15 protein-coding genes are annotated in these 16,006 nt (G+C 60.8%); 10 read left to right on the forward strand and 5 right to left on the reverse strand.

Annotated features, from left to right (window positions below; all coding sequences use genetic code 11):
- Positions 1-254: 254 nt before the first annotated feature.
- The 3 genes from gabD (at position 255) to ACM6I7_RS06660 (ending at position 4,513) form a co-directional block, all read left to right on the forward strand.
- On the forward strand, positions 255-1,697 hold the full coding sequence (gene gabD, locus ACM6I7_RS06650; protein WP_007963502.1) for an NADP-dependent succinate-semialdehyde dehydrogenase: 1,443 nt from the start codon (positions 255-257) through the stop codon (positions 1,695-1,697).
- A gap of 186 nt (positions 1,698-1,883) precedes the next feature.
- On the forward strand, positions 1,884-3,161 hold the full coding sequence (gene gabT / locus ACM6I7_RS06655) for a 4-aminobutyrate--2-oxoglutarate transaminase (RefSeq protein WP_003220503.1): 1,278 nt from the start codon (positions 1,884-1,886) through the stop codon (positions 3,159-3,161).
- 140 nt (positions 3,162-3,301) lie between these two features.
- Positions 3,302-4,513 carry an HDOD domain-containing protein gene (locus tag ACM6I7_RS06660; RefSeq protein ID WP_414888199.1) on the forward strand — a complete coding sequence of 404 codons (1,212 nt, stop codon included), beginning with the start codon at positions 3,302-3,304 and terminating at the stop codon, positions 4,511-4,513.
- 139 nt (positions 4,514-4,652) lie between these two features.
- Here ACM6I7_RS06660 and ACM6I7_RS06665 read toward each other — a convergent pair whose 3' ends face one another.
- A complete protein-coding gene (locus tag ACM6I7_RS06665; protein ID WP_346650798.1) occupies positions 4,653-5,642 on the reverse strand; it encodes a sensor domain-containing diguanylate cyclase in 990 nt (329 codons plus the stop codon).
- Positions 5,643-5,889: 247 nt separating this feature from the next.
- Positions 5,890-7,074: a delta-9 fatty acid desaturase DesA gene (desA, locus tag ACM6I7_RS06670; RefSeq protein WP_027611144.1), complete on the reverse strand. Its 1,185-nt coding sequence runs from the start codon at positions 7,072-7,074 to the stop codon at positions 5,890-5,892.
- A gap of 147 nt (positions 7,075-7,221) precedes the next feature.
- Here desA and dibA point away from each other — a divergent pair, with 147 nt between their 5' ends.
- From dibA to ACM6I7_RS06700, 6 genes are all read left to right on the forward strand, one after another.
- Positions 7,222-9,141 carry a phosphodiesterase DibA gene (gene dibA / locus ACM6I7_RS06675; protein WP_285373184.1) on the forward strand — a complete coding sequence of 640 codons (1,920 nt, stop codon included), beginning with the start codon at positions 7,222-7,224 and terminating at the stop codon, positions 9,139-9,141.
- 308 nt (positions 9,142-9,449) lie between these two features.
- Positions 9,450-9,632 (forward strand): sulfur starvation response protein OscA, encoded by a 183-nt coding sequence (gene oscA / locus ACM6I7_RS06680; protein ID WP_003220508.1) that lies wholly within the window; start codon positions 9,450-9,452, stop codon positions 9,630-9,632.
- 137 nt (positions 9,633-9,769) lie between these two features.
- Positions 9,770-10,783 (forward strand): sulfate ABC transporter substrate-binding protein, encoded by a 1,014-nt coding sequence (locus ACM6I7_RS06685; RefSeq protein ID WP_027611146.1) that lies wholly within the window; start codon positions 9,770-9,772, stop codon positions 10,781-10,783.
- Between the two features lie 155 nt (positions 10,784-10,938).
- Positions 10,939-11,757 (forward strand): sulfate ABC transporter permease subunit CysT, encoded by an 819-nt coding sequence (gene cysT, locus ACM6I7_RS06690; RefSeq protein ID WP_027611147.1) that lies wholly within the window; start codon positions 10,939-10,941, stop codon positions 11,755-11,757.
- Positions 11,758-11,770: 13 nt separating this feature from the next.
- Positions 11,771-12,643, forward strand: a complete 873-nt coding sequence (gene cysW / locus ACM6I7_RS06695) for a sulfate ABC transporter permease subunit CysW (RefSeq protein WP_003220512.1) — start codon at positions 11,771-11,773, stop codon at positions 12,641-12,643.
- A gap of 3 nt (positions 12,644-12,646) precedes the next feature.
- The gene (locus tag ACM6I7_RS06700) at positions 12,647-13,636 is read left to right on the forward strand and encodes a sulfate/molybdate ABC transporter ATP-binding protein (protein ID WP_115988479.1); all 990 of its coding nucleotides are present in this window, start codon (positions 12,647-12,649) and stop codon (positions 13,634-13,636) included.
- A gap of 80 nt (positions 13,637-13,716) precedes the next feature.
- Here ACM6I7_RS06700 and ACM6I7_RS06705 read toward each other — a convergent pair whose 3' ends face one another.
- Complete coding sequence (locus ACM6I7_RS06705; RefSeq protein WP_098966608.1) at positions 13,717-14,241, reverse strand: DUF962 domain-containing protein; 525 nt, start codon at positions 14,239-14,241, stop codon at positions 13,717-13,719.
- An 82-nt stretch (positions 14,242-14,323) separates the two neighbouring features.
- Here ACM6I7_RS06705 and ACM6I7_RS06710 point away from each other — a divergent pair, with 82 nt between their 5' ends.
- Positions 14,324-15,001 carry a Crp/Fnr family transcriptional regulator gene (locus ACM6I7_RS06710; protein ID WP_003220518.1) on the forward strand — a complete coding sequence of 226 codons (678 nt, stop codon included), beginning with the start codon at positions 14,324-14,326 and terminating at the stop codon, positions 14,999-15,001.
- A 32-nt stretch (positions 15,002-15,033) separates the two neighbouring features.
- On the opposite strand, the gene uraH is transcribed toward ACM6I7_RS06710, so the two are convergent.
- Positions 15,034-15,444, reverse strand: a complete 411-nt coding sequence (gene uraH, locus ACM6I7_RS06715; RefSeq protein ID WP_095137858.1) for a hydroxyisourate hydrolase — start codon at positions 15,442-15,444, stop codon at positions 15,034-15,036.
- A gap of 11 nt (positions 15,445-15,455) precedes the next feature.
- A complete protein-coding gene (locus ACM6I7_RS06720) occupies positions 15,456-15,941 on the reverse strand; it encodes a GlcG/HbpS family heme-binding protein (RefSeq protein ID WP_095137859.1) in 486 nt (161 codons plus the stop codon).
- Between the last annotated feature and the right edge of the window lie 65 nt (positions 15,942-16,006).

Consider the following 16,006-nt stretch of genomic DNA (forward strand, 5'->3'; position numbering starts at 1 on the left):
GAAAAAACCAGCAAACGCTGGGATTTTGTTCTTTTTTTCGAACGACCTATTGTCCTTTACCCCCTTTGCTCCTACGATCCGTTTGAGATTTCAAACGCTCTTTGACGGGGTGTGGATGCGCAGATGCTGTGAATAACGCACGATCGCTGCGCCTCACCCGGTAGATGATTTCCCTGACGGCAGCCTTGCGAGGCGCCTTTCTACAATCATAATTTTGCTCCGCGCAGGCCGCGGTGCTGTTAAGGAAAGCCGACATGCAGCTTAAAGATACCCAGTTGTTCCGCCAGCAAGCCTTCATTGATGGCGCTTGGGTCGATGCGGACAACGGTCAGACGATCAAGGTCAACAACCCGGCCACCGGCGAAATTCTCGGCACCGTGCCGAAAATGGGCGCCGCCGAAACCCGCCGTGCCATCGAAGCCGCTGACAAAGCGCTGCCGGCCTGGCGTGCACTGACCGCCAAGGAGCGTGCAGGCAAGCTGCGTCGCTGGTTCGAACTGATGATCGAGAACCAGGACGACCTCGCGCGTCTGATGACCCTCGAGCAGGGCAAGCCGCTGGCCGAAGCCAAGGGCGAAATCGTTTACGCCGCTTCGTTCATCGAGTGGTTCGCCGAAGAAGCCAAGCGCATCTACGGCGACGTGATCCCGGGCCACCAGCCGGACAAGCGCCTGATCGTGATCAAGCAGCCGATCGGTGTGACTGCAGCGATCACCCCGTGGAACTTCCCGGCGGCGATGATCACCCGTAAAGCCGGCCCTGCGCTGGCCGCCGGTTGCACCATGGTGCTCAAGCCTGCGTCGCAAACCCCATTCTCCGCCTTCGCACTGGCTGAACTGGCGCAGCGCGCCGGCATCCCTAAAGGTGTGTTCAGCGTGGTCTCCGGCAGCGCCGGCGACATCGGCAGCGAACTGACCAGCAACCCGATCGTGCGCAAGCTGTCCTTCACCGGCTCGACCGAAATCGGCCGTCAGCTGATGTCCGAATGCGCCAAGGACATCAAGAAAGTCTCGCTGGAACTGGGCGGCAACGCGCCGTTCATCGTGTTCGACGACGCGGACCTGGATAAGGCCGTCGAAGGCGCGATCATTTCCAAATACCGCAACAATGGCCAGACCTGCGTCTGCGCCAACCGTCTGTACATTCAGGATTCGGTCTACGACGCGTTCGCCGAGAAGCTGAAAGTGGCGGTGGCCAAGCTGAAGATCGGCAACGGTCTGGAAGAAGGCACCACCACTGGCCCGCTGATCGACGAAAAAGCCGTGGCCAAGGTGCAAGAGCATATCGCTGACGCCGTGGCCAAAGGCGCCACCGTGCTGGCCGGTGGCAAGCCGATGGAAGGCAACTTCTTCGAGCCAACCATCCTGACCAACGTGCCGAAAGACGCGGCTGTCGCCAAGGAAGAAACCTTCGGCCCGCTGGCGCCGCTGTTCCGCTTCAAAGACGAAGCCGAAGTGATCGCCATGTCCAACGACACCGAGTTCGGTCTGGCGTCCTACTTCTACGCTCGTGACCTCGGTCGTGTGTTCCGTGTAGCGGAAGCCCTGGAATACGGCATGGTCGGCGTCAACACCGGGCTGATCTCCAACGAAGTCGCGCCGTTTGGCGGCATCAAGGCCTCTGGCCTGGGCCGTGAAGGCTCCAAGTACGGCATCGAAGATTACCTGGAAATCAAATACCTCTGCCTGGGCATCTAAGCCTCGGTAGAAGATCGCTGTAAACGCAAAGGGCACGAGAGCGCTGTCCCTTTGCGTCGTTTCAAACCGGAATTTTCTCTGCGGCCGGGAACGCCGTGGCAGTCGATCATCGCATGCTGCCACCGCCGATTCCTCCCGCTTAATCCTTGAACCACGCCGCCCGATGAGCGGTGAATGAGGACTGTAATGAGCAAGACTAACGCTGAACTGATGGCCCGTCGTACCGCAGCTGTTCCACGTGGTGTTGGCCAGATTCACCCGATCTTCGCTGAATCGGCAAAGAACGCTACCGTGACTGACGTTGAAGGTCGTGAATTCATCGACTTCGCCGGCGGTATCGCTGTGCTGAACACCGGCCACGTGCACCCGAAAATCATCGCCGCCGTGACCGAACAGCTGAACAAGCTGACCCACACCTGCTTCCAGGTGCTGGCCTACGAGCCGTACGTTGAGCTGTGCGAAAAGATCAACGCCAAGGTGCCAGGTGATTTCGCCAAGAAAACCCTGCTGGTGACCACCGGTTCCGAGGCCGTGGAAAATGCCGTGAAAATCGCCCGTGCCGCCACTGGCCGTGCCGGCGTGATCGCCTTCACCGGTGCTTACCACGGTCGCACCATGATGACCCTGGGCCTGACCGGCAAGGTCGTGCCTTACTCGGCCGGCATGGGCCTGATGCCAGGCGGCATCTTCCGCGCGCTGTACCCGAACGAACTGCACGGTGTAAGCATCGACGACTCGATCGCTTCCATCGAACGCATCTTCAAGAACGACGCCGAGCCGAAAGACATCGCCGCGATCATCATCGAGCCTGTGCAGGGTGAAGGTGGTTTCTACGTCGCGCCGAAAGAATTCATGAAGCGTCTGCGTGCCCTGTGCGACCAGCACGGCATCCTGCTGATCGCTGACGAAGTGCAGACCGGCGCTGGCCGTACCGGGACCTTCTTCGCCATGGAACAGATGGGCGTTGCTGCCGACCTGACCACTTTCGCCAAATCCATCGCTGGCGGCTTCCCGCTCGCCGGTGTCTGCGGCAAGGCCGAATACATGGACGCCATCGCTCCGGGCGGCCTGGGCGGCACCTACGCCGGTAGCCCGATCGCTTGCGCTGCGGCGCTGGCCGTGATGGAAGTGTTCGAAGAAGAGCAACTGCTGGACCGCTGCAAGGCTGTCGGCGAGCGTCTGGTAACCGGTCTGAAGGCCATCCAGGCCAAGTACCCGGTGATCGGTGAAGTGCGTGCGCTGGGCGCGATGATCGCGGTCGAGCTGTTCGAAAACGGCGACAGCCACAAGCCGAACCCGACCGCCGTTGCGGCTGTCGTGGCCAAGGCGCGCGACAAGGGCCTGATCCTGCTGTCCTGCGGCACCTACGGCAACGTGCTGCGCGTTCTCGTACCGCTGACCTCGCCGGACGAGCAACTGGACAAAGGTCTGGCGATCATCGAAGAGTGCTTCTCGGAGCTGTAAGCCCCGGCGCTGTGTGATCCGTTCGACAAAAAACCCGCTTCGGCGGGTTTTTTTATGCCCCTGATACACATCAAACGCTTTTGCGCTGTATCGATAGGCCAGCATTGGCTAAGGTTCAGGCATTGCAAGGGAGAGCGCGCATGACCGCCGTTGATTTACCCGCCGTACCCCGAGTTCTGATTGCCGAGGCTGACCCATGGTCTCGTGACCTGCTCAAACAAGTGTTGCTCAACGTGCGCTGTGATGCGCGGCTGGACTTGTGTGCCGATGGCCAGCAAGCCATGTCGTTACTCAGCGAAGTGCCTTATGACCTGGCCATTGTCGACTGGGAGTTGCCGGGCATTGATGGTTTGAGCGTGCTGCGCAGCGTGCGCCAGCGCAAACGCAATCCGCCGCTGCCGTTCATTCTGATGAGCAGTCGCAACGACAGCGCCAGCGTGCGCGAAGCCATCCCGTTGGCCCCGACGGCCTATCTGACCAAACCGCTGAACATGGAAAGTCTGACCGAGCGGCTGCAGGGTTTGCTGCTGAATGCGGGTGAAGAGGTGTTCTGCGAAGTGCCGACGCTGGCGCCGGGCATGACCTTGTCGGTGTTCCTTGAGCGGCGTCGCGAGCAGGCCGACGGCGCGCCATTGATGACCGATGTGCAAGTGGCGGTCAAACGCAGCCTCAACCCCAATGGCCTCGACCTGAAGCTGCTCGAAGAAGAGATCCGCACCGATCCGCAGATCACCGCCGTGCTGATCGCCGCCGCCAACAGTGCGGCGCAACATCATGGTGTGGCGGTGCAGACCCTGGGGCAGGCGCTGCACCGCCTCGGCACCGGGCAGAGCATGAACCTGATCCTCGGCCTGGCGCTCAAACGCAGCGCGAGACTCAGTGACCCGTGCCTGGCGGATTACGCCGAGCGCTATTGGGGGCTGTCGCTGCACACCGCCGAATACGCCCGCACCCTGGCGCGCCTGCTCGATCTGGATCAGGAGCGCTGCTACTGCGCGGGCATGCTGCACCGGCTTGGCGATCTGGCGTTGCTGCGTTGTTTGCAGGAGTGGAAGCAGGCTGGTGGTGAGCTGGATGAGTGGGAGGAAATCGGTGACGCGCTGGCGGAGTTTGGTGCGGCCTACGGTTCGGCGTTGCGTACACGCTGGCGCTTGCCGCTGGAGCTGCGAGAGTTGATTGCGTCGGTCTATCAACTCGGTGGCGGGGTTTACTCCCGTGAAGCGTTGGTGATGAACATGGCGGCGCAAATGGCCCGCCTGACCGAGCATGAGGGTGTTGAGGAGCTGGCCAGGAGTCGTACGGCACGGCTGCTGAAGATCGGGCTGCCGGAATTGATGCGGATGCATAAATAATCTGACTTTTCACAAAACCCTGTGGGAGCGGGCTTGCTCGCGAAGGCGGTGTATCAGCCAACAGAAATGCTGAATGACCTACCGCCTTCGCGAGCAAGCCCGCTCCCACACTGGATATTCGGGTGGCCGAAATTCTGGATCAGGCAGAGATGATCCGGTTCTTGCCCTGACGCTTGGCCTCATACATCGCCGCATCCGCCCGGGCGAACAGGCTCTCGAGACTGTCGTCGCCATCCCTGAGGCTGGTCAGGCCCTGGCTGACGGTGATGCCGAACGTCTGACCCTCATGGTTGAAACTCAGTCGCTGAATCTCCTGCTGCAGCCGCTCGGCCACTTGCAGCGCCATGTCCGGTGCGCAACCGGGGAACACCGCAGCGAACTCCTCACCGCCAATGCGTCCGAACAGATCGCCCCGGCGTAACGACCCACGTCCGCATTCGGCGATCCGTTGCAGCACGTTGTCACCTTCCGGGTGGCCGTAGCTGTCGTTGATCTGCTTGAAGTCATCGATGTCCAGCAGCAGGAAGGCCAGTGGTGCACCTTGCAGGCGTGCCTCTTCGAACTCGCGGTTGGCGCATTCGAAGAAATGGCGGCGGTTGCTGCTCTGGGTCAGTACGTCGGTGGTCGCCAGGCGATGCAGTTCGGTTTCCATGTGCTTCTTGTCGGTGATGTCTTCGGCGATGCCGACGATGATCACCGGTTGCCCGGGTTCGTCCTGACGGTTGATGAAGCACTTGTCGCTGAGCCAGCGCACCTGACCGTCGGCGGCGATGATCCGGTATTCGCGGTCTTCCACAGCACCTTTGTGCAGCACTTCGGCAAGGCTGCGTTCGGCGTAATCCAGGTCGTCGGGGTAGATGCTGTCGCGCCATTGGTTGTAGTCGGCCAGCAACAGGCCTGCGGAGCGGCCGAAAATCCGTTCGTAGGCAGGGCTGACATACAGCACCTGACGAGTTTCCCAATTGAACGCCCAGAGCACCGCGTTGACGCTCACCAGCAATGAACTGAACAGTTGTTCGCGCTCGCTCAGCCGGGCGACTTCGCCTTGAGCGTGCATCAGCGCCATCAGGGTTTGCGCGGCCTCGGGCCACTGCGCAAGGGATGAGTCTTTTTGATTGTTGTTGACCATCGGCACATTTCTCAAAAGGTGTGCCGCAATTTCGACAACGGCCACAGTACAGCCCGCCGGGGTGGCGAAGTGTCTTTGAGATAGGGCTTTCGGTGCTAAGTTCCGCGCTTTTGTAGAGAGGGAGCCTGCTCCCGCCGGGCGGTAGAGATGACGCGTTTCAGCAATGAGAACGCGTCGACAAATTTGCGGTAGCTGCGCTACCTATCGGGGATGAATCCCCTCGCCACAGGGGATTCGTTCATGGCGGTCAGGCTGCGGCGGGGCGCAGCGAGTAGGTTTTCAGCTGGTCGGCGAATTCACGCAGGGACTGGATGCCGCTGGCTTCGGCCTCGTGCACCCATTCCTTGATGGCGGCGAGCATGTCGTGGCCATTGGCGCTGGTCTTGACCCAGATCTGCTGCAGGGCCAGGCGTTTTTCGTAAATGACCTTCAGCGCCTGGCTGTGCTCGAGCATGTTCTGGATGCGCAAGTGATGACGGTCTTCCAGCAGGCTGGTTTCCCGCGACAGCAGGCGCTTGGCCCGATGGAATTGATGGCGTACCGAATGATCGACCTTGTCCAGCTCCTGCTTGACCAGCGGGCCGATCACCAATTTGCGGTACTGGGCCATGATCTGGAAGCGGTTGTTGAGGATCGCCATGGCGGTATCCATGTCCAGATGGCCCTTGCCTTCGACGCGGTGGGCAATCGGTGCCACACGCTGCACCTTGGCCAGACCGAAGAAGCTGAAGACCTTGATCCACGCCCAGCCGAGGTCGAACTCCCACTTCTTCACCGACAGCTTGGCCGAGTTGGGGTAGGTGTGATGGTTGTTGTGCAGTTCTTCGCCGCCGATCAGGATGCCCCACGGCACCAGATTGGTCGCCGCGTCGCGGCATTCGAAGTTGCGGTAGCCGATGGCGTGACCCAGACCGTTGACCACGCCGGCCGCCCAGACCGGGATCCACATCATCTGGATCGCCCAGATGGTGATGCCGATGGTGCCGAACAGCAGCAGGTCGATGACGCCCATGATCGCCACGCCCAGCAACGGGTAGCGGCTGTAGAGGTTGCGCTCGATCCAGTCTTCGGGGCAGTTCTTGCCGTAGATGCGCAGGGTCTCCGGGTTCTCGGCTTCGGCGCGATACAGCTCGGCGCCTTTGCGCAGCACGGTGGACAGACCCTTGATGACCGGGCTGTGCGGGTCATCTTCGGTTTCGCATTTGGCGTGGTGTTTGCGGTGGATGGCAGTCCACTCGCGGGTGTTCTGCGCCGTGGTCAGCCACAGCCAGAAACGGAAAAAGTGTTTCAGGCCGGCATTCAGCTCGAGCGAGCGATGGGCCGAGTAACGGTGCAGATAGACCGTGACGGCGACAATTGTCACGTGGGTCATCAGCAGGGTGACCGCGACCAGAGACCAGGCCGACAAGCCAAGAAAACCTTCGTACCACATAGGCTATAGGGCCCTCGATAAAGATAAAAACAGCCGTTGCATTATCACCAAGCACACAGATAAAACCAGTCGCCCTTTCAGATAAGAGTCGCTGGATGTTTCTTGACCTATAATTCCAACCTTTTTTGTAGGGACATGGACAGCCGAATGCCTGCCACTTACCGCGATGCCTTGCGTGCAGCGCTGCTTTACCTGTTGCTTGCTGTGGTCTGGCTGCAGGGAACTGGTTACTTATTGAACAGTTTCTTTGATGAGTCTGTCGATCTGCAGCGATGGCAACTGATCAACGGTTACGTCTGGGCTGCCGTCAGCGCTGGCCTGATTTTCCTGGCACGGGCCAGATTGTGCGAATTTCTCGGCATTGGTGCGCGGCTACGCGAGCGTCAGTCTGACCGTGAACGCTTGCGTCAGGCGGCAGCCGTGTTCGATTGCACCCGCGAAGGGGTGCTGGTCACCAACCGTCAGGGCCTGATCGTGCACGTCAACCGTGCGTTCATGGAAATCACCGGCTACCAGTACGACGAAGTTCTCGGCCATCAGCCAAGCCTGTTCAAGTCCGGCCACCATCCGCCGGGCTTTTACCAGGCGATGTTCGCCACGCTGGAGAGCGAGGGCGAATGGAGCGGTGAGATCTGGAACCGGCGCAAGAGCGGCGAGATTTATCCACAGTGGCAGACCATCCGCGTGATTCACGATGATCAGGGCCGGCTCAGTCACTACGTGGCGGTGTTTTCCGACATCAGTGCGATCAAGGACTCCGAACACGAACTCAAGCACCTTGCCCACCACGATCCGCTGACCGACCTGCCCAATCGCCTGTTGTTCAGCGACCGCGCCGAGCAGGCACTGGCCTCGGCGCAGATCCACAAGCGCGGCTGCGCCCTGCTGATGATCGATCTGGATCACTTCAAGATGATCAACGACAGCCTCGGGCACAACGTCGGCGATCGCCTGCTCAAAGCGGTGGCGGCGCGCCTGCAGGACCTGTTCGGCCCCGGGATTACCCTGGCACGGCTCGGCGGTGACGAATTCGCGGTGCTGGCGGAAAGTTGTCCACAACTGGTTCAGGCAGCGGCGCTGGCCCAGCGCATTCTCGATGCGCTGAAGGAGCCGTTCAGCATCGAGCGGCATCAGCTGTTCATCAACGCCAGTATCGGTATCAGCCTGTTCCCCAGTGATGCGTTGAGTGCCGATCAATTGCTGCGCAATGCCGACGCCGCGCTGTTCAAGGCCAAGAGCAGCGGGCGCAACGGCTACGCGCTGTACACCGAAGAGTTGACCGCCCATGCGCAGCAACGGGTCGAGATTGCCTTCGAGCTGCGTCGCGCGCTGGAGCAGCAGGAGCTGCGCGTCTATTACCAACCGGTTCACGATTTGCACAGCAGTCGGCTGATCGGCGTCGAAGCGCTGGTGCGCTGGGAGCATCCGCAGCGCGGTCTGGTGTCACCGGCGGAATTCATCCCGATCGCCGAGCGCACCGGGCTGATCGCCGAAATCGACGCCTGGGTGATGCGTCAGGCGTGTTCGCAGATGTGTCAATGGCAGCAGGCCGGGATTGTGTTGTCGTTTGTCGCGGTGAATGTGTCGTCGCGCCTGTTTGCCCGGCGTGAGCTGTATCAGCAGGTGGCGCAGGTGCTGCACGAGACCGGGCTGGATCCGGCGTATCTGGAGCTGGAAGTCACCGAAAGCGCGGTGATGGATGACCCGGAAGTGGCGCTGGAGCAGATGCATCGCTTGCGTGAATTGGGCATTCGCCTGGCCATCGATGACTTTGGCACCGGGTACTCGTCGTTGTTGCGGCTCAAGCGCTTGCCGGTGCAGAAGCTCAAGATCGATCAGGGTTTTGTCGCCGGTCTGCCGTGGGACGAGGATGACGCAGCCATCGTTCGGGTGATCGTCGCCCTGGCACGCAGCATGGGCATGCAGGTGCATGCCGAAGGCATCGAGCAGGCCGAGCAGGCGGCGTTTCTGCTGGAGCAGGAATGTGATCTGGGGCAGGGGTACTGGTTTGGGCGGCCGGTGCCGGCGGGGGAGATTGATTGGACCAAAGCACCTGTTATCGGTTAGCAGTCCTGTTATGGCTGACACAAAACCTGTGGTGAGGGGATTCATCCCCGATGGGTCGCGCAGCGGTCCTAAAAAACAGGGACTGCTACGCAGTCCATCGGGGATGAAGCCCCTCACCACAAGGTTTCATAAAGGCTTCAAACACGGTGAACACCGCGCAAACCCTTGCCCCGTCAGATAATGTTTTCTAGTTATATAAACATTCTTAAATAGTCTTTTTAAGAATATCTGCGCCTCTCTTATATTGCTCCCACGCCGAACGCAGTGCCGCCCACTGCCAGGCACATCCCATTCAAAGGAGCAGCACCATGAGCGCATCCCTTCGCAGCGTTGACGGTCAGGACGAAACCACCATCTTGCGTGAAATCCAGAGCGCCCTGCGCGATCTGCGGTTTGGCGCGGTGGAGATCACTGTGCACAACGCCCAGGTCGTGCAGATCGAACGCAAAGAGAAATTCCGTTTGCAGCAGCCGGGTAACAAGCCGAGCTGAAAAAGATCGCAGCCTGCGCCAGCTTTTGCAAGGGGCTGTGCGCAAGCGCTGGCGCAGGCGGCGATCTTTGAATGAGCAATCCGATTCCAGCAACACATAAGAAAAAGCCACCACCAAGAATTCCAGGAGCTTTCACCATGTCGTCGATTCGCCGTTACGCTTTGGCCGCGCTGGCCAGCGCTGTGTTTGCCGGTTCCGCGGTTGCCAAGGATTACGAACTGCTCAATGTGTCGTACGACCCGACGCGCGAGCTGTATCAGGACTACAACGCCGAATTCATCAAGTTCTGGCAGAAGGATCATGCCGGCGACACCGTGAAAATCCAGCAATCCCACGGCGGTTCGGGCAAGCAGGGCCGCGCGGTGATCGACGGTCTGCGCGCCGACGTCGTGACCCTGGCACTGGCCGGCGACATCGACGAAATCGCCAAGCTCGGCAAGACCCTGCCGGCCGACTGGCAAAAGCGTCTGCCGGACGCCAGCACCCCGTACACCTCGACCATCGTGTTCCTGGTGCGCAAGGGCAACCCGAAAGGCATCAAGGACTGGGGTGATCTGGTCAAGAACGACGTTTCGGTGATCACCCCGAACCCGAAAACCTCCGGTGGTGCACGCTGGAACTTTCTCGCCGCGTGGGCCTATGGCCTGAAAGCCAACGGCGGCAGCGAAGAAAAAGCCAAAGAATACGTACAGACCCTGTTCAAGCACGTGCCGGTATTGGACACCGGTGCTCGCGGCTCGACCATCACCTTCGTCAACAATGGTCAGGGTGACGTGTTGCTGGCCTGGGAAAACGAAGCGTTCCTGGCACTGAAAGAAGATGGCGGCGCCGACAAGTTCGACATCGTCGTGCCGTCGCTGTCGATCCTTGCCGAACCACCGGTGGCGGTGGTCGACAAGAACGCCGAGAAGAAGGGCAACGAGCAGATCGCCGAAGCCTACTTGAAGCACCTGTACAGCCCGGCCGGTCAGGAAATCGCCGCGAAGAACTTCTACCGTCCACGCGACAAGGACGTGGCGGCGAAGTACGCCCAGCAGTTCCCGAAACTGGAGTTGGTGACCATCGACAAGGACTTCGGCGGCTGGAAATCCGCACAGCCGAAATTCTTCAACGACGGTGGCGTGTTCGACCAGATCTATCAGGCGCAGTAATCTCAACCTTAACCAGCCTGATGTTTGGGCACATGACATGTGGGAGCGAGCCTGCTCGCGAAGGCGGTATTTCAGGCGACAAGGATGTTGACTGATACTCCCTCTTCGCGAGCAGGCTCGCTCCCACATTGATGCGTTTTCAACCAGGGACTTTTATGTCGCGTCGTATCTCCCCCGTCATACCCGGCTTCGGGCTGACGCTGGGCTACACCTTGGTGTACCTCAGCCTGATTGTGCTTATCCCGCTGGCGGCGATGTTCGTCCACGCCGCTCAACTCACCTGGGATCAGTTCTGGACGATCATCACCGCGCCACGCGTGCTGGCAGCGTTGAAGCTGAGCTTTGGCACCGCGCTGTGTGCGGCGATCATCAACGGCATCATCGGTACGCTATTGGCCTGGGTGCTGGTGCGCTACACCTTCCCCGGGCGCAAGGTGATCGACGCGATGATCGACCTGCCGTTCGCCCTGCCGACGGCGGTGGCCGGTATCGCCCTGACCGCGCTGTACACCCCGACCGGTCTGGTCGGCCAGTTTGCCGCCGACCTCGGTTTCAAGATCGCCTACACCCCGCTGGGTATTACCCTCGCGCTGACTTTCGTCACCCTGCCGTTCGTGGTGCGCACGGTGCAGCCGGTACTGGCTGACATCCCGCGTGAAGTCGAAGAAGCCGCCGCCTGCCTTGGCGCGAAACCTTTGCAGGTGTTTCGCCATATCCTCTTGCCAGCGCTGTTGCCCGCCTGGCTGACCGGTTTTGCCCTGGCGTTCGCCCGCGGGGTCGGCGAGTACGGTTCGGTGATTTTCATCGCCGGCAACATGCCGATGAAAACCGAGATCCTGCCGCTGCTGATCATGGTCAAGCTCGATCAATACGATTACACCGGCGCCACTTCCATCGGCGTGCTGATGCTGGTGGTTTCCTTCGTCCTGTTGCTGCTGATCAACTTGCTGCAGCGGCGCATCGAAACCCCATAAGGAGGCGCGAACCATGTCCCAATCGTCTATTGCGGCCGCGTCCTCGGCCAACGCTGCACGCCGTGGCAGTGCTACGTCACGGCGCGTGCTGATCGGTCTCGGCTGGCTGATCTTTTTCCTGTTTCTGGTACTGCCGCTGTTCATCGTGGTGTCGCAAGGTTTGAAGAATGGCCTCGGCGCATTCTTCACGGCGATCTTTGAACCGGACGCCTTGTCGGCGCTGAAACTCACGGTGATCGCCGTGCTGATTTCGGTGCCGCTGAACCTGGTGTTCGGCGTCAGCGCTGCGTGGTGCGTGAGCAAATATTCGTTCCGCGGCAAGAGCATGCTGGTGACGCTGATCGACCTGCCGTTCTCGGTGTCGCCGGTGATCGCCGGTCTGGTCTACGTGCTGATGTTCGGCGCTCAGGGCCTGTTCGGGCCTTGGCTGCAGGATCATGACATCCAGATCGTCTTCGCCCTGCCGGGCATCGTGCTGGCGACGATCTTCGTCACCGTGCCGTTCGTGGCCCGCGAGCTGATTCCGCTGATGCAGGAACAAGGCACGCAGGAAGAGGAAGCCGCGCGCCTGCTCGGCGCTAATGGCTGGCAGATGTTCTGGCATGTCACCGTCCCCAACATCAAGTGGGGTCTGATCTATGGCGTGGTGCTGTGTACCGCGCGGGCCATGGGTGAGTTCGGTGCGGTGTCGGTGGTTTCCGGGCACATTCGCGGGGTGACCAACACCTTGCCGCTGCACGTCGAGATCCTCTACAACGAATACAACCACGTGGCCGCGTTCGCCGTGGCGAGCCTGTTGCTGATCCTGGCGCTCTTCATCCTGCTGCTCAAGCAGTGGAGCGAAAACCGTATCAACCGCCTGCGCGCCAGCGCCGCGGAGGAATAATTCATGTCGATCGAAGTGCGTAACGTCAGCAAGAATTTCAATGCGTTCAAGGCGCTGGACAACATCAGCCTGGACATTCACAGCGGTGAACTGGTGGCGCTGCTCGGCCCGTCCGGCTGCGGCAAGACCACGCTGCTGCGGATCATCGCCGGCCTGGAAACCCCGGATCAGGGCAACATCGTGTTTCACGGCGAAGACGTCTCCGGCCACGACGTGCGTGATCGCAACGTCGGTTTCGTGTTCCAGCACTACGCCTTGTTCCGCCACATGACGGTGTTCGACAACGTCGCGTTCGGCCTGCGCATGAAACCGAAAAACCAGCGCCCGAGCGAAAGCCAGATCGCCACCAAGGTGCATGAGCTGCTGAACATGGTGCAACTGGACTGGTTGTCGGATCGCTACCCGGAGCAACTCTCCGGCGGTCAGCGTCAGCGTATCGCCCTGGCCCGTGCCTTGGCGGTGGAACCGAAAGTGCTGCTGCTCGACGAGCCGTTCGGCGCTCTCGACGCCAAGGTGCGTAAAGAGCTGCGTCGCTGGCTCGCGCGGCTGCACGAAGACATCAACCTGACTTCGGTGTTCGTGACCCACGACCAGGAAGAAGCGATGGAAGTCGCCGACCGCATCGTGGTGATGAACAAGGGCGTGATCGAGCAGATCGGCTCACCGGGCGACGTCTACGAAAACCCGGCCAGCGATTTCGTTTATCACTTCCTCGGCGACTCGAACCGCTTGCTGCTCAGCGATGACAACCACGTGCTGTTCCGTCCGCACGAAGTGTCGTTGTCCAGACATGAGCTGGAAGATCACCATGCCGCTGAAGTGCGTGATATTCGCCCATTGGGCGCGACCACGCGGGTGACGTTGAAGGTGGAGGGGCAGACGGACCTGATCGAGGCCGAAGTGGTGAAGGATCACGACAGCCTGATCGGACTGGCCAAGGGTGAAACCCTGTTCTTCAAGCCGAAGGTCTGGCAGAAAGTCGCCAGTCTTTAAGATCAAAAGCTTCGCGAGCAGGCTCGCTCCCACAGGGAAATACATTCCATTGTGGGAGCGAGCCTGCTCGCGAAAGCGCTCTACACAGCCGCACGATTCGGATTGACCCGCACCACCCCCGCCCGCGCCTCGATCTGCTCTTTCAACTCATGCCGCATGCCGAGCAGGAACGCCACTTCGGCCACGACAAACAGCGGCCCGACAATCAGCCCGCTCACGTCATCGACGAACGCCGGTTTGCGCCCCTCATAGTGGTGCCCGACAAACTGGATCACCCAGCCAATCACAAACATCGCCAGCCCGCTGCTCAGCCAGACCATGGTGCTCTGCTGCGCCAGCGCATGCCCGGCCCAAACCGACAGGCCCATCAACAGGGTCATCAGCACGCCGAGCTTCAGTTCCAGGCGCAGGTAGAACCACGCCGACGCCAGCGCCAGCAGCACCGCCGGAGAGATCCACAAGCCGCCCAGTGACCATTCTGGTCGCGACAGCAACACCGCCACCGCCACCACGATCAGCGGAATGCCGATAAAGTGGCTGGCGATGTTGCGCGGGTCGCGGTGGTAGGCGGCGTATTGACTGAGATGGTCGACGAGGCTTTTCATTGTTGTTCCTCCTGTAGGGTGCGTGCAGCATGCCTCGGGTTCGGCGTTCGCTCTGTCAGGCAGGCGACAATTGGGAGTGATCATGGATAAGCGTTCACGGCTGCTGACCGGGCAATGGTTCAGTCATCTGCCGGCATCCTTTCAGGATAGTCTGCTGGCGGCGGCCCGGGAGCGGCGGCTGACGGCGGGGCAGCGCCTGTTCCAGCGCGGTGATCCGCCCTGCGGCCTGTACGCGGTGCTCGACGGCGCGATCCGAATCGGCGCGGTGAGCGAGCAGGGCAAGGAGGCGTTGCTGAGCCTGGTCGAGGCGCCGCACTGGTTCGGCGAAATCTGCCTGTTCGACGGCCAGCCACGCACTCATGATGCGTATGCGGTCGGGCCGTGCACCCTGCTGAATATCCCGCAGGCCACGCTGCTGAAAATCCTCGACGAACAGCCGGTGTACTGGCGCCATCTGGCGTTGCTGATGAGCCACAAACTGCGCCTGACCTTTATCAATCTCGAACAGTTGAGCCTGCTGCCGGCCCCGGCACGCCTGGCGCATCGCTTGCTGATGATCGCCGAGGGCTACGGTGAAATCGATGCGCCACGTCGGGTGCTGCAACTGCCGCAAGAGCAGTTGGCGTCGATGCTGTCGCTGTCACGGCAGACCACCAACCAGATCCTCAAGGATTTGCAGGGGCAGGGGATTATCGGGTTGGGATATGGCGAGATCGAGATTCTCGATGCCGAGCGGTTGCGGGCCCTCGCCACGCTCTAAAACTTCACTCCTACAGGGTATTTGTGCGGTAGTCAGGAGCCACGATAGGTCGAGAAACCATAAGGGCTGAGCAGCAGCGGGATGTGGTAGTGCTGGTCAGTCTGCTTCACTTGAAAGATCACCGGGATTTCCGGGAAAAACGTCTCGCGCTGGTTCTTCTCGAAATACTCGCCGGTCTTGAACACCACCCGGTATTCGCCTGCTTCGAAAGGCTGTTTGGCCGGGAACAGTTCAGCGATGCGTCCCTGTTCGTTGGTGGTGCCCTGGGCCAGTGGCTGCCAGTTCTGGCCGACGTGTTTTTCCAGGGTCACGTTGACGCCCGGCGAGGGCAGGCCGTTTTCCAGGTTGAGTACGTGCACGCTCAGTGGATTGCCGGCGGCCAGCGCCAGGCTGGAGAAGGCACTCAGGCCGAGTGCAGCGAAGGTCATGCGCAGGGTGGTCATGGTCAGTCTCCTTAGTGGGAACGGGTAATGGTGAGGCCGGCCTTTTCGGCGGCCTTGATGGCACAGTTTTCGTCCTGCTCGCCGCCGCCGGAACCGGCCACGCCCATGGCGCCGACCAGTTCATCAGCGGCGAACAACGGAATCCCGCCGCCGAGCAACAGCAGCTCATCGAGGGTGTTGAGGTTGGCGGTCTCCGGATTACTGCGGGCGCGCTCGGCGAACAGCCGGGTCGGGGTTTTCGTCGACAGCGCGGTGTAGGCCTTGCGCTGGCTGGCGACGGTGTTGTGCGGGCCGATGCCGTCGCCGCGCAGGGTCACCAGCGTGTTGCCGCCCCGGTCGAGCACCGATACCGTGGCGGTGCAATTGCTCAGTGCGGTATCGGCCAGCAGGCGTGCGGTTTTCAGATCGAGGTCAGCGTGGCGCGGCAGTTCAGGGGCGGCGAAAACGCTGGCGCTGAGGCTGAGGGCGAGGCTGGCTGCAAGGTATTTGACGGTCATGAACAGGCTCCGAAAGCGAAGGACATCACCTTAGCCGCCGCTCTTCGTCAGAACCCCGTCAGTCG

Source organism: Pseudomonas sp. IT-93MI4, from assembly GCF_949767635.1.
Taxonomy (GTDB): domain Bacteria; phylum Pseudomonadota; class Gammaproteobacteria; order Pseudomonadales; family Pseudomonadaceae; genus Aquipseudomonas; species Aquipseudomonas putida_A.